11 protein-coding genes are annotated in these 14,826 nt (G+C 65.3%); all 11 read right to left on the reverse strand.

All coding sequences use genetic code 11. The features are described from left to right. Position 1: 1 nt before the first annotated feature. Complete coding sequence (locus tag ACUYV6_RS11010; RefSeq protein WP_449278715.1) at positions 2-1,678, reverse strand: ribonuclease J; 1,677 nt, start codon at positions 1,676-1,678, stop codon at positions 2-4. Positions 1,679-1,773: 95 nt separating this feature from the next. After that, the gene (dapA, locus tag ACUYV6_RS11015; RefSeq protein WP_449278716.1) at positions 1,774-2,751 is read right to left on the reverse strand and encodes a 4-hydroxy-tetrahydrodipicolinate synthase; all 978 of its coding nucleotides are present in this window, start codon (positions 2,749-2,751) and stop codon (positions 1,774-1,776) included. A 70-nt stretch (positions 2,752-2,821) separates the two neighbouring features. Beyond that, positions 2,822-3,346, reverse strand: a complete 525-nt coding sequence (locus tag ACUYV6_RS11020) for a dihydrofolate reductase (protein ID WP_449278717.1) — start codon at positions 3,344-3,346, stop codon at positions 2,822-2,824. A 23-nt stretch (positions 3,347-3,369) separates the two neighbouring features. After that, on the reverse strand, positions 3,370-4,179 hold the full coding sequence (locus ACUYV6_RS11025) for a thymidylate synthase (RefSeq protein WP_449278718.1): 810 nt from the start codon (positions 4,177-4,179) through the stop codon (positions 3,370-3,372). Positions 4,180-4,258: 79 nt separating this feature from the next. Next, on the reverse strand, positions 4,259-5,857 hold the full coding sequence (locus ACUYV6_RS11030; protein WP_449278719.1) for an APC family permease: 1,599 nt from the start codon (positions 5,855-5,857) through the stop codon (positions 4,259-4,261). 154 nt (positions 5,858-6,011) lie between these two features. Continuing rightward, positions 6,012-6,461, reverse strand: coding sequence for a hypothetical protein (locus tag ACUYV6_RS11035; protein ID WP_449278720.1), 450 nt, complete (start codon positions 6,459-6,461; stop codon positions 6,012-6,014). Next, entirely contained in the window at positions 6,458-7,207 is a 750-nt protein-coding gene (dapB, locus tag ACUYV6_RS11040) for a 4-hydroxy-tetrahydrodipicolinate reductase (protein WP_449278721.1), read from the reverse strand. Before dapB ends, ACUYV6_RS11035 begins: the two co-directional genes overlap by 4 nt. Positions 7,208-7,260: 53 nt before the next feature. Beyond that, on the reverse strand, positions 7,261-8,646 hold the full coding sequence (locus tag ACUYV6_RS11045) for a M16 family metallopeptidase (protein ID WP_449278722.1): 1,386 nt from the start codon (positions 8,644-8,646) through the stop codon (positions 7,261-7,263). 46 nt (positions 8,647-8,692) lie between these two features. Beyond that, entirely contained in the window at positions 8,693-10,195 is a 1,503-nt protein-coding gene (locus ACUYV6_RS11050) for a flavin monoamine oxidase family protein (RefSeq protein ID WP_449278723.1), read from the reverse strand. A gap of 301 nt (positions 10,196-10,496) precedes the next feature. Further along, positions 10,497-12,788 (reverse strand): polyribonucleotide nucleotidyltransferase, encoded by a 2,292-nt coding sequence (locus ACUYV6_RS11055; protein WP_449278724.1) that lies wholly within the window; start codon positions 12,786-12,788, stop codon positions 10,497-10,499. A gap of 419 nt (positions 12,789-13,207) precedes the next feature. After that, positions 13,208-14,797 (reverse strand): phosphoglycerate dehydrogenase, encoded by a 1,590-nt coding sequence (serA, locus tag ACUYV6_RS11060; RefSeq protein WP_449278725.1) that lies wholly within the window; start codon positions 14,795-14,797, stop codon positions 13,208-13,210. Between the last annotated feature and the right edge of the window lie 29 nt (positions 14,798-14,826).

Below are 14,826 nucleotides of genomic sequence, written 5' to 3' on the forward strand. Positions count from 1 at the left end.
GCTACACCACCACCACGACGGGCACGATCATCGCCTTGCGGCGCAACTTCGTGCCGACCCAGCGGCCGATCGTGCGCCGCACGATCTGCTGCAGCTGGTGGTGATCCTGCACCCCATCTCGCATCGCCGCTTCGAGCGCGTCGGCAATCTTCGGCTTGATGGTGTCGAAGGCGCTGTCGTCTTCTGCGACACCCTTGGCGTGGATGTCGGGGCCCGACACGATTCGCCCGAGCGTCGTCTCGACGACGGTGATCACTGAAATGAAACCCTCTTCGGCAAGGGTGCGGCGGTCACGGAGATCGTCGTCCGTGACCCGGCCCACGCTCTTGCCGTCGACGTAGATGAAGTCGATGTCCAGCTGCCCGACCGCACGCGCCACCCCATTCTCGAGGTCGACAACAGTGCCGTTCTCGCCGATGATGGTGCGGTTCTGCGGAACACCGGTCTCGATCGCGACCTTCGCGTTCGCGACCAGGTGGCGGTACTCGCCGTGAATCGGCATCACGTTCTTGGGGCGGACGATGTTGTAGCAGTACATCAGTTCGCCAGCGGCCGCGTGACCCGAGACGTGTACCTTCGCGTTGCCCTTGTGCACGACGTTCGCGCCGAGCTTCATGAGGCCGTTGATCACCCGGAAGACCGAGTTCTCATTGCCCGGGATCAGGCTCGAGGCGAGGATCACGGTGTCGCCGTCGCCGAGCTCGACCTGGTGCTCGCGATTCGCCATACGGCTCAGCACGGCCATGGGCTCGCCCTGCGAGCCGGTCGACATGTAGACGATGCGGCTGTCGGGAATGTCACCGCTCTTCTTGAGATCGACGAGCACTCCCTGCGGCACCTCGAGGTAGCCGAGGTCGGCGGCGATCTTCATGTTGCGCACCATCGACCGGCCGAGCAGCACGACGCGTCGGCCGTTCGCGACGGCGGCGTCGAGCACCTGCTGCACGCGGTGCACGTGGCTCGAGAAGCTCGCGACGACGACTTTTCCTTCGGTCTGCGAGATGACTCGCTCGATGACCGGTCCGATGTCTTTCTCGAGCGGGGTGAACCCCGGCACTTCGGCGTTCGTGGAGTCCGTCATGAACAGATCGACGCCCTCTTCTCCCAGCCGGGCAAAGGCGCGCAGGTCAGTGATGCGACCGTCGAGCGGCAGCTGATCCATCTTGAAGTCGCCCGTGCCGATGACCATACCGGCGTCGGTGCGAATGGCGACCGCGAGCGCATCGGGGATCGAGTGGTTGACGGCGACGAACTCGAGATCGAAGGGCCCGTATTGCACGCGCTCGTCTTCGGCGACGACCCGGGTCACCGGCTTGATGCGATGCTCCTTGAGCTTCGCCGAAACGAGTGCGAGCGTCAGCTTCGAACCCACCAACGGAATATCTTCGCGCTTCTTCAGCAGGTATGGCACGCCACCGATGTGGTCCTCGTGCCCGTGCGTCAGCACGACCGCCATGATGTCGCCGAGACGATCCTCGATCTTCGTGATGTCGGGCAGGATCAGGTCGACGCCGGGCTGATGCTCCTCAGGGAAGAGGACGCCGCAGTCGACCACCAGCAGTTTGCCGTCGATCTCGTAGACGGTCATGTTGCGACCGACCTCTCCGAGACCTCCGAGCGGGGTGATGCGCAGAGCGCCCTGCTTCAATTTGGGCGGGGTGAACGGGGGGTTCGTCATGAATCTCCTTGCTGCCCCTATTCGTCATTCTGCGGGAGCGTAGCGGGTCGCAGAATCTCACTGCAAGATCCTGCGGTTCCGCAGGATGACTGTGGTCAGCGGGTGGTGCCTGCGATCTTGGGCAGGGCACCGCCGGCCGCCGCGTTGCGGTCGGGCCGGAAGTTCGAGAAGTCGACGCCGGGCACGTCGCGCACCAGCGCGAGCTCGTCTTCGATGATGGCGGCCTCCCACTCCTCGGGCCCGACGAGCGGCAGACGCACGCGCGGGCTGGAGATGCGGCCGAGGCCGTGGAGGATGTACTTCGCTGAGACGGTTCCCGGAACGTGCGTCATCACGGCGCGGGCAAGCGGCTCGAGCTGCTGGAACGCATCACGGGCGGTGTGCAGGTCTCCGGCATTCACCGCGTCGACGATGGTGCGGTACATGCCCGGCACGATGTTGGCGGTGATACCGATGAGGCCGGTAGCGCCGATCGAGAGGTGCGGCAGCACGTTGGCGTCATCGCCCGAGAAGTAGAGCAGATCGGTCTGGTTGAGTACGCGACTGACCTCGCTGAAGTCGCCCTTCGCGTCCTTGACCGCGAGCACGTTCGGGTGCTTTGCGAGGCGCAGGATCGTCTCGTACTTGATCTCGACGCCTGAGCGACCCGGGATGTCGTACAGGATGACGGGCAGGTCGGTCGAGTCGGCGACCATTCGGAAATGCGTGAGCAGACCCGCCTGGGTCGGCTTGTTGTAATAGGGCGTGACGATCATGACCCCGTCGGCGCCGGCCTTCTCGCTGGCCTTGTAGAGCTCGATCGCGTGCGCGGTCTCGTTCGAGCCGCCGCCCGTGATGATCTTCGCGCGGCCGCCGGAGACCGACTTCGCGACCTCGACGAGCTTGATCTTCTCGGGGTCTGTCAGTGTCGAGGTCTCGCCCGTGGTGCCCGTGACCACGATGCCGTCGGCGCCGCCGGCGATGCAGTTCTCGATGTGCTGCTCGGTCGACTCCCAGTCGACCTCGCCGTCGGCGTGGAAGGGAGTCACGAGGGCGACCAGTACCTGGCCGAAGGGATTCTCTACGTTCGTCACCCCACTAGGCTACCCGAACCCGCGACCCGGAGAGCTGTGGAGCTCGAAACCGCGTCGATCGGAGCGCAGCCTAGGAGCGCCGCGTCCAGCGCTCGAAGCGGTAGCCGAGTCCGGTGCGGGAGACGAGTGGCGTCCCGGCGTCGACCAGTTCCCATTCCGGGCCGATCTCGGGTGCAAAGGTGTCTGCGTCGGGAATGTCGAGATCGATCCTCGTGACCACGAGTTCCGTTGCGAGCGGCATGGCGGCCAGAAAGATCTGCCCACCGCCGATCACCCAGGCGGCCTCAGTCGGCTCCGCAGTTCCGAAGGTTGCGGCCTGGTCGAGCGCGGCCTCGAGCGAGGGCACGACCACCGCACCCGCAGCCGTGTATCGCTCGTCACGGCTCACCACCACGTTCTGTCGCCCGGGCAACGGCCGGAAGCGCTCCGGCAACGATTCCCACGTGCGGCGCCCCATGACGACAGGGTCACCCATCGTTGAGCTCTTGAAGTGGGCGAGGTCCTCGGGCAGATGCCAGGGCATATCGCCCCCGCGTCCGATGGCACCACGGCCGTCGGCGCCGCGCGCCTCGGCCCACACCATGCCGACTCTCATGACTCCGCTCCTCCGAGTCGCACTCACACCGCTACGGGCGCTTTGATGCCCGGGTGGTGCGCGTAATCGATGACCTCGAAGTCGCCGAGCTCATAGTCGAAGATCGAATCGCGGCGGGCGATCTCGATCTGCGGGTACGGGAAGGGATCGCGGGCGAGCTGCGTCTCCACCTGCTCGACATGATTGTCGTAGATGTGGCAGTCACCGCCCGTCCAGACGAACTCACCGGGTTCGAGCCCGGTCTGCTGCGCAACCATGAGCGTGAGCAGCGCGTAGCTCGCGATGTTGAACGGTACGCCGAGGAACATGTCGGCAGAGCGCTGGTACAGCTGGCAGCTCAGTCGGCCATCGGCGACGTAGAACTGGAAGAACGCGTGGCACGGCATGAGCGCCATGTCGTCGAGGTCGGCGACGTTCCATGCCGAGACGACGAGGCGACGCGAATCGGGGTTGGACCGAATCTGGTCGATGACCCCGGAGATCTGGTCGATGTGCCCGCCATCGGGCTTCGGCCACGACCGCCACTGCACGCCGTAGACCGGCCCGAGATCACCCTGTTCGTCAGCCCACTCGTCCCAAATGGTGACGCCGTTCTCGGTGAGAAATCCGATGTTTCCCTCACCGCGCAAGAACCACAGCAACTCCACGGCAACCGACTTGAAGTGAACGCGCTTCGTGGTGATCAGCGGGAATGAATCGGCCAGATCGAAGCGAATCTGCTTGCCGAACAGGCTGCGCGTGCCGGTTCCGGTGCGATCGGACTTCGGAGTACCGTGCTCCAGCACCTCACGCAACAGATCTTCGTACGGGGTCGGGATCGCATTCGCACTCACACCCACGAGTCTACCGCCTGCCCTCCGACATCACTCGGCAGCAGACCCGCGGGGCGGAGCGATCCCTGGAACCAGGCGCCTATCCGTCCAACCCATCGTCGAAGACCTGCAGCGCGGCAGTATCGTCGCTCGCGTCGGTGCGTCGCAGCACCCGCCCCTTGAAGAAGTCTGGGGTGGCGCGCGACTGCAGGATCATGAGCACGATGCCGATCCCGAGCACCACCACACCGATGATGCCGACAAGCCCGACACCGGCGATGTTGTTACCCGACCCCGCAGCGGGGTCCATGCTGTCGACCAGAGTCTGCACGAATACGACGAGCAGCAGGATGCCGCCGAGCCCCGGCAGCAACACCTTCGACATCATTGAGCCGAAGCCCTCCGACCGTGCACTCTTCCGGAAGTACCAGGTACTCGCGAGGGCCGTAAGGCCGTAGTAGAAGCATACCATGATGCCGAGCGCTGTGATCGTGTCCCAGAGCACGTCCTCGCTGATGAACCGCATGATCGCGTAGAACACCGAGGCGACGACCGACGACCACAGCAGCGCCACGTAGGGCGACTTGTACTTCGGGTGGATCTTCTTCATCGCCTGCGGCAGGGCTCCGTAGTGCGCCATGGCAAGAAGGGTACGGGCGGGCGAGATCGCGGTCGAGTTGATGGAGGCCATCGCGCTCACGAGGATCGCGAGCGACAGCAGGATCGCGGCTGGCCCCATGACGGGATGCGCGAGTGCGGCGAACACGTTCTCGGCGATATCGGAGTTGCCGAGACCCGTGGGGCCGTCGCCGATTCCGGCGTAAGCAACCGTCGCAGCGGCGGTTCCGACGTACATGACCACGAGGATGACCACGAGAATCATGGCGGCCTTGCTCTCGGTCGACATGCGACCACGCGAGGGCTTGGTCTCTTCACCCATGGTCAGGATCGTGTCCCAGCCCCAGTAGACGAAGATCGACACGGCAATGCCGGCCGCGAACGCGCTGAAACTGGATACCTCGAAGGGGTTGAACCAAGACAGCTGAGGCATCGTCCCTTCGGAGTTCTCGGGCTTCGCTGCTCCGATGAACATGGCCACGATGAACCAGAACATGACGCCGACCTGGAAGATGACGGTGATGTACTGGAAGACCTTCGTCGAAGTCATGCCCCGGTACGAGATGAAGGTCGCCAGCGCCATGAACCCGAGGCACACGACGATGTTGATGAAGACGTTGTCGGCGATGTCGGCGATCGACGCGTCATTCATGAGGATAGCGATCGATTGGAAGAGGAACTCCACCGCGACACCAGCGAGGTTCGACAGAACGAGCACAGTGGCGGCGATCAGCCCCCAGCCGGCCATCCATCCGATCCAGGGCCCGAACGCGCGAGTCGCCCAGGTGAAGGACGTACCCGAATCCGGCATGGCCGAGTTCAGCGCCCGATAGCCGATCGCGACGAGCAGCATCGGCAGGAAGCCTGCGAGGAAGATCGCGGGAGTCTGATAGCCGACCTCGCTCGCCGCCGGGCCGACCGCAGAGGTGAGCGTGTAGGCCGGGGCGCACACCGAGAGCCCGATGACGAGGGCGCCGAGCACGCCGACCGTTCCGGTCGGCAGGCCTTTCTTGGAGATGCCGCTGACTGAGTCAAGCGTTCGAGTTTTCGGCGCTGAAGCGCTGAGATCGTATTCGGCCATGTTCTTACCGTGCCTCCTGCCGCACCACTGCGTCGTTATTCGCCGGCAACCGAAGGGCTCGAATCCGTAGCGGAGACGAGACTGTTACCGATCACGCACGATAATAAGCCTGAAGATGTGATTTCCGCTACACAACTAAAAAAATCGTGCGATATCAGTTGCGAGATAGCGAGATGGCTTGGCGTATCGCCGCCCGTGCGCGCTTCCGGTCGCCGCACGCGTCGTAGACGAGACCCAGTCGCGCCCAGGCGCGCCAGGAATCCGGCGCGTCCTCCGCTTCCGCACGGTACCGCGGGAAGGCGGCATCAGCGGAGCCGCGATCCGGTCGACCAGATGCCGTGGTCTCCCCCAAGTCATCAGGGAGGAGATCCTCAGCATCGAGCCGATCGACGAGCGCCGTCGCCGCCGCACCGAACCGTAGCTCGCGCACGAGTGCCCACACTCCGATGAGCGGCAAGACGATCAGCGCGATCCCCATCGTGATGGCGACAGGCGTTCCCGACGCGATCAATGCGACCGCCCGCACCCCGGCAAAACCGAAGTAGAGCACCAGCAGGATGCTCATGATCGCCACGCCGATCACCGAGCGGGTTCTCCGGCTCACGCGTCGAGCCCGAGTTCCGCGTCGATCCCGAGCACGCTCCCCAGCCCGACTGTGAGCCCTGCAGCGTCGACCGCAGCCTCGAGCGCGGCGCGCACGCCCGCGACGTAGGACTCGTTCGAGTGCGTGTCGTGCGTCACCGTCAGCACTTCGCCACTGCCGCCGAAGCGCACTTCCTGCTTCGCGACGACGCCTGCCAGGCGCAGACTGTGCACCTGGATACCGCTCACCGATTGGCCGCGCGCGGGCTGGTCAGCGTAAGGGGCCTCCACCGGCCGACCCTCTCGGGCCTGCACCATCAACTCTGCCGTGCGCACCGCCGTTCCCGACGGAGAATCCACCTTGCCGGGGTGATGCGCCTCAATCACTTCGATCGCGTCGAAGTAGGGGGCGGCTACGCGGGCGAGGGTCGTGCCGATCACGGATCCGAGTGAGAAGTTCGGCACAGCGATCACCCCCGCTCCCGGTGTCGCGTCGAGGGTCTCGCGCAGCGCTTCGAGTCGCTCTGCCGTCCAACCACTGGTGCCGATGATCACTTTCTGCCCGCGGTCGACAGCGCGTGCGACGATGCCGGGCGAGACTTCCGGGTGCGTGACGTCGATCAGGATCGCGGCGTCAGCTCCCTCGTCGGGCGTAGACGCGCTCGTCAGCCTGGCGACGAGATCGAAGTCCGGGTGCTCCTCCACTACGCGGCACACCAGGGATCCCAACCGGCCGGTTGCCCCTGCAACCGCAACACTCACAGACATGCCTCGATCTTAGCGTCGGGCGACTCGGAGCCGTGATGCGCGAACACGCGCGCTCAGCCGAGCGGCGCCTTCGATACCTCGCCAACGGCGACGACGGTGAACGGTCGTGCCAGCAGCGTCGCGGCCACCTCCTGCACATCACCGACGGTCACCGCCCGGAAGCGCTCGAGTGAGGTATCCAGGTCGAACAGCTCTCCCGTGCCGAGTTCAGACCGCCCCAGGCGGCCCATCCGCGTATCCGAGTCCTCCAACGCGAGCGCCGACGACCCCGAGATCTGACCGATCGCGAGCTCGTACTCGTCTTCGGTGATCCCGTCGCTCGCAATCTTGCGCAGTTCCAGCTGTGCGAGTTCGATCGCCTCGGCAGCCTTCTGCGGGGCGGTTCCGGCGTACATGCCGAAGAGTCCCGCGTCTGAGTAGCTCGCGCCGAACGAATATGCCGTGTAGGCGAGACCACGCTTCTCACGAATCTCTTGGAACAGTCGACTCGACATGCCGCCACCGAGCACCGAATTCATGACCCCGAACGCAAAGCGACGCGGGTCGCCCGCGGGCAGTCCGTACGTGCCGATGAGCAGATTGACCTGCTCGCTCGACCGCTCCGTGACCGAGATGCGGGGCTCTGCAGTGGTGCCCTGCTGCTGATCATCACCGAATGCCGGCAGTCCGCTGCGTACCGCTTGTTCCCGGCGCACCGGCGAACGGGTTGCCCCAGAGCTCCAGCGCTCCTGCCCAGCGGCATCGAGCGAGCGCACGACGAGATCGACGAGACGGTCGTGATCTACCGCTCCCGCAGCGGTCACGACGAGCGTCGAGGTGTCGTAGCGGCCGTGGTAATGATGGTTCACATCGTCACGGCGGGCCGCACGGATCGTCTCCGGGCTGCCGCCGATCGGGCGCCCGAGCGGATGCCCGTCGAGCACCTCCTCGAAGAACCGCTCGCTCGCCACGTCGGCGAGGTCATCAGAGGCCATCGCAAGCTCCTCGAGGATCACCTCGCGCTCGTTCTCGAACTCGCCTTCATCGAGTACCGAGCTCGCCACCATGTCGGTGAGCACCCCGACCGCCTGCTCGAGGTCTGCGTCGCGAACCTTGGCGTGGTAGCAGGTGTACTCCTTCGCGGTGAGCGCGTTGCTCTCAGCACCGAGGCGATCGAAGCTGGTCGCGATACCGTAGGCGTCGCGCGTCGGCGTGCCCTTGAACAGCAGGTGCTCCAAGAAGTGTGTCGACCCGAGGCTGCCGGGCGCGCCGGCTTGCTCTGCCTGCTCATCGCGCGATCCGACCCCCACCCAGAATCCGACCGAGGCACTGCGCGCCCCGGGCATCGATTCTGTGAGCACGCGCAGCCCGCTCGGCAGAACGGTTCGGCGGATCATTCCGCCTCCGAGTTCTACGGAGAGCTCTGGTTGTTCGAGGGGAAGCTGGATCGGTTCGCGCATCCTCTCAGCCTAACCCGCCGAGCGCGGTCGCAGCAGCGTCATGGATTTACAGCGCCTCCGAGATGCGTCGCGCAGCCTCGGTGCCCATGCGCACTGCGCCATCGACGTGCTGGTAGCCCTCGGCCGCGATGTCTGAGCAGGCGTAGAAGATCGGGCCCGTCGGCTGGTTCTGCAGGTGGCCGAAGCGATGCAGGCCACCCAGGTCGTAGCTCGCGGCGTACGCACCCCGAGTCCATTCCTCGGCTCCCATGTCAGAGAGCGCGAACGCGACCGGATCCATCGTCTTCGGGCCGAGGTATACGGCCATGGCCTCGAGGATCCGCTGCTTGCGCTCGGCTTCTGGCAAGGCCCACATCTGTTCGGCGTAGACGTCGGAAATGAACCCGACGAGTGTGCCGAAGCCGTCTTCGGTGTCGGGTTCGCCGCCCGCGATGTTCGGGCCGTAGTTGGTGTTGTCGTACACCTCCTGCACGAGTCGCCCGCCTCCGAACGCAGTGCCCGAGAGGCCTTCTTCACGCCAGAACGGTGTCTCGTAGGCGGCGTGCACCTTGATGACCAGGCCCATCGAGATGTGCTGATGCGCGACCATCTGCTCACGGGGCAACGGCGGGGTGAACTGGATGCGGGAGTAGAGGTTCGGCGGCACCGCCAGCACGATCGCCCGAGCCTGCACGGTCACCCGGTCGGAGATCACTCGCACGTCGCCCGCTACCCCGTTCTCGGGTACGCCGTTGCGCACATCGGCTTCGACGCCGTTCAACGGATCTGCGGTCGATGGGTCGGCCTCTGCCCATTCGATCTCGCGCACGGGGCTCGAGAGGTACAGATCGTCTCCCAATCTCTCCGCGATCTTCACGGAGAGCGACTGCATGCCGCCGACCACGCGCTTGTCGAGGATGAAGGATTCGTCCACCAGGTTCGAGAACGAACCGGCTGACGCAGCCATCAGTACCGCCTGCAACGTGGAGAAGGCATGCGAGGGCTTCGTGAGCATGCCTGAAGCGACATAAATGGAGACGTTGTCAATGGCCTCGCGATCATCGGAATGCTGCTCGAGCCACGCGCGGAACGAGATCGTGTCGAGCTCGGCTGCGCGCTCAGAAGCCCAGGGAGCTGTCACGTCGATCTCTTCGCAGAGCTCATCCATGAGCCCGATGAGCTTCGTCATCTCCGCATGCGTGCGTTCGCTCACGGGCAGCTCATCGCCCTCGTAGGTCTGGCGGGTGCCATCGGGCGAAACATAGACCGATGCCCCGTCGCGGTAGCGCGAGAACATCTCGAGGCCGAGCTCTTCGAGCAGGGCAATCACCGCGGTCTGATCGGGAGACACCCACTGGCCACCCAGCTCGATGAAGTGCTCGTTGCCGGAATCGTCGAGCATCCGCCCGTTCCAGGTGCGACCGCCGACGCGGGCTCGGGCCTCGAGCACCGCGACCGAGTGCCCGGCCTTGCGCAGCTCATGGGCGGCGGACAGGCCGGCAGGGCCGGCTCCGACGACGACGACATCGCGCTCGATGACGGGATTCGAAGAATTGGCGAATGCGTTCATGTGCAACTTCTCCCGGAGTAAAGGCCGATCAGGCCGCGCGCCGCTGCGCGTCTTGACCATCTTCACACCGGATTCAGAAGCTGTCAATATCAACACCAGATATTCATCTGAACAACGAAATCCGCATCAATTTCATCATTTACACAGCGAATCAGTTACTTGCGTTGCCTTGCTGGCCCGGTTGCGCTGGCTATCCGAGCAGCATCTGCCACCCCTGCCGCACAGCAAACAACGCGAAAGTGCCCGCCACCCCGGGTGGGGCGGCGGGCACTTTCGCGTTGCGAGAAGCAACCGGCAGATGTTACTCCGCTGCGGCCTCGGCAGCCGGCTCTGCAGGAGCCTCTGCAGGCTTCTCAGCGGCCTGCTCCTCGAGCACGGGCTCGAGCGAGAGCTTGCCACGGTCGTCGACCTTCGTGATCATGACGAGGATCTTCTGACCGATCGACAGCACGTCGTCAACCGAATCGATCCGCTTGCCACCGGCAAGCTTGCGCACCTCGGAGATGTGCAGCAGGCCGTCCTTGCCCGGCAGCAGCGAGACGAAGGCACCGAAGGCGGCGTTCTTCACCACGGTGCCGAGGTACTGCTCACCGACCTCGGGGTTCTGCGGGTTCGCGATCGCGTTGACCTGCGCACGCGCCGCCTCCGCAGTCGGGCCATCGGTGGCGCCGATGTAGACGGTGCCGTCGTCGTCGATCGAGATCTCGGCGCCGGTCTCGTCCTGGATGCCGTTGATCGTCTTGCCCTTCGGGCCGATGAGCTCGCCGATCTTGTCGACCGGAATCTGCACCGAGATCACGCGCGGGGCGGTCGGAGCCATCTCGTCGGGCGTATCGATGGCCTGGGTGAGCACGTCGAGGATCGTCGTGCGCGCCTCCTTGGCCTGCGACAGGGCTCCCGCGAGCACATCCGAAGGGATGCCGTCGAGCTTCGTGTCGAGCTGGATCGCGGTGACGAACTCGGAAGTGCCGGCGACCTTGAAGTCCATGTCGCCGAGTGCGTCCTCGGCACCGAGGATGTCGGTCAGCGCCGCGTAGCGGGTCTCACCGTCGACCTGATCGGAGACGAGACCCATCGCGATACCGGCGACGGGAGCGCGCAGCGGCACACCCGCGTTGAGCAGCGACAGCGTCGAAGCGCAGACCGAACCCATCGAGGTCGAGCCGTTCGAACCGAGCGCCTCGGAGACCTGACGAATCGCGTACGGAAACTCTTCGCGGCTCGGCAGCACCGGCACCAGCGCCCGCTCGGCGAGGAAGCCGTGACCGATCTCGCGGCGCTTCGGGCTGCCGACGCGTCCGGTCTCACCGGTCGAGTAGGGCGGGAAATTGTAGTGGTGCATGTAGCGCTTCGATGTCGTGGGCGACAGCGAGTCGATCTGCTGCTCCATCTTGAGCATGTTCAGCGTGGTGACACCCATGATCTGGGTCTCGCCGCGCTGGAAGATCGCGGAGCCGTGCACGCGGGGGATCACCTGGACCTCAGCGTCGAGCGCACGGATATCGCGCAGCCCACGCCCGTCGATACGGGCTCCCTCTGCGAGGATGCGACCGCGCACGATCTTCTTCGTGACCGCCTTGTAGGCGCCCGAAACCTGACCCTCGACCTCGGCCGGCAGCTCGCCCGCCGCGACCTTGGCTGCAACGGTCTCCTTGACTCGCGCCTTGAGGGCATCGTCAGCATCCTGACGCTCCTGCTTGTCGGCGATCTGGTAGATCGAGCTCAGCTCGGACTCGGCCAGCTCGGCGACGGCGTTGTACGCCTCGTCGGAGTAGGGCGGGAATACGGGGTACTCCTGCACCTCCTTCGCCGACTGCGCGGCGAGCTTCTCCTGCGCCTTGACGAGCTGCGAGAGGAACGGCTTTGCCGCCTCCAGGCCCTGCGCGACGACGGCCTCGTCGGGCTTGGTCGCACCGCTCTGGATGAGGTGCCAACTGCCCTCGGTGGCTTCGGCCTCCACCATCATGATCGCGACGTCCTCGTTGCCCTCGGCATCGGTGACGACACGACCAGCGACCATGAGATCGAAGACGGCGTCCTTGATCTGCTCCTCGTTCGGGAAGGCGACCCACTGGTCGTCATTGCCTGCGACGCCGGGAATGAGTGCGAGACGCACACCCGCGATGGGGCCCGAGAACGGCAGACCCGAGATCTGAGTCGAAGCCGACGCAGCGTTGATCGCGAGAGCATCGTAGTACTCGCCCGGGGCGATCGACAGCACGGTGACAACGATCTGCACCTCGTTGCGGAGGCCGTCGACGAACGACGGACGCAGCGGGCGGTCGATGAGACGGCAGACGAGGATCGCCTCGGTCGAGGGACGGCCCTCGCGACGGAAGAACGAGCCGGGGATCTTGCCCGCAGCGTACGAGCGCTCTTCGACGTCAACCGTCAGGGGGAAGAAGTCGAAGTGATCCTTCGGCTGCTTCGAGGCGCTCGTCGCCGAGAGGAGCATGGTCTCCTCGTCGAGGTACGCGGCGACCGCGCCCTGCGCCTGCTGTGCGAGGCGGCCGGCCTCGAAACGGATGGTGCGCTTGCCGAAACGGCCGTTGTCGAGCACGGCTTCGGCGAACTTGATTTCAGGACCCTCCACGGGTTCTCCTTCACTCGCAGGAGCACGGCGGTGGGCAGCCGCGGGAATTCACCCCTGCAGCCTCGGCCCATGCGGTGCACGGGCGGTGCTGCGAGCAGCCGCGGATGCTGATGTTCAGTAGAAAGCCGCTCTGCGTCGCTCCCGACTCCTATGAACCGGTTCGCGTGGGCAGAGAAACCCACCACCGAAGACCAGCCCGCCGACCGACGTGCTCAGTTCTTCGTTGATACGGGCAGATGCCCGCATCATTCAACATACCACCGCATCCTGTTTTTGCGACTGCAGCTTCAGCGTGGGCCCCAGAAGGCACGCATCCGCGCCGCTACCGACAAGCGGCTCGCGGCGCGGATGCGTCGGAGAATGCGGCCGGTGACCACTGGTCGCAACTGCGATCAGCGTCTCCGTCGGAGCTTCGGAACTCAGGCCTCGATGTCGATGGTGACGAGACCTTCGGCGCTGATCGCCCCGCGCAGCGATCCGACAATCGAGTCCTCGACGGGGGCGTCGACCGAGAGCACCGAGAGGGCCGTGCCGCGCTTCTCGTCACGTGCGATCTGCAGACCGGCGATATTCACCCCGGCTTCGCCAAGGATCCCGCCGTAGGTCGCGACGATGCCCGGGCGGTCGGTGTAGCTGAACACGAGCAGGTGCTCGGGAATCGGCAGCTCGACCTCGTAGCCGTTGATCTCGACGATCTTCTCGATCTGCTTCGGCCCGGTGAGGGTACCCGAAACCGAGATGCCCGTTCCATCGGTGAGGGCGCCGCTCAGCGTGATGACGTTGCGGTAGCTCTCGGAAACCGAATCAACGGTGAAGCGCACTGCGATGTCGCGCTGTTCGGCGAGCAACGGGGCATTCACGTACGAGACCGGATCGCTGACGACCTTCGAGAAGACCCCCTTGAGCGCGGCGAGACGCAATGCATCGACGTTGTGCTCGGAGAGTTCGCCGTGCACCTCGATGTCGAGCGAGGCGATCGGCCCGCCCGCGAGACCCGCGAAGATCTGGCCCAACTTCTCGGTGAGCGGCAGACCGGGGCGCACGTACTCGTCGATCACGCCGCCGGCGACGTTCACCGCATCGGGCACGAGGTCGCCCGCGAGTGCGAGACGCACGGACTTCGCAACCGAGACTCCGGCCTTCTCCTGAGCTTCGGCGGTCGATGCGCCGAGGTGCGGCGTGACGTTCACAGTCGGCAAGCCGGTGAGCGAGGTATCGGCCGGGGGCTCCTGCATGAACACATCGAGCGCGGCTCCGGCGATCTCCCCCGACTCGAGCGCAGCGGCGAGCGCGGTCTCGTCGATGAGTCCACCACGGGCGACATTGACGACGTGCGCGGTCGGCTTCATGGCCTTGAGCTGTGCTTCGCCGATCATGCCGAGAGTCTCGGGCGTGCGCGGCATATGGATCGTGAGGAAGTCGACCCGCTCGACGAGTTCGTCGAGCGAGACGAGCTGCACGCCGAGCTGCTGCGCGCGGGCGGCGGTGACGTAGGGATCGAAGGCGATCAGTTCGACGCCGAAGCCGCGCAGTCGTTCCGCGACGAGCGCACCGATGCGGCCGAGCCCGACGATGCCGACGGTCTTCTCGTACAGTTCGGTGCCGGTGAAGGAGGAGCGCTTCCACAAGCCCTCGGAGAGCGAGGCGTGCGCGCGGGGCAGGTGGCGCGCAAGTCCAAGAATGTGCGCGACCGTCAGTTCGGCGGCGCTGATGATGTTGGAGGTCGGCGCATTGACGACCATGATGCCGGCCCGTGTGGCGGCCTTGATATCGACGTTGTCGAGGCCGACGCCGGCGCGGGCGACAACCTTGAGCTTCGGCGCCCAGGAGATCGCCTCGGCGTCGATCTGCGTCGCGGAGCGCACGAGTACCGCATCCGCGGACTGCAGGGCTTCGCGCAGTGCCGCACGGTCGGTGCCGTCGACGTGCACGACCTCGAAGTCGGGACCGAGCGCGGCGATCGTGGCGGGTGAGAGTTGTTCGGCGATCAGCACCACGGGCGCAGTCATCAAGCGAATCCTTCGGGTCGACGGCAGAA

The sequence above is a fragment of the Leucobacter sp. GX24907 genome (assembly GCF_053567335.1).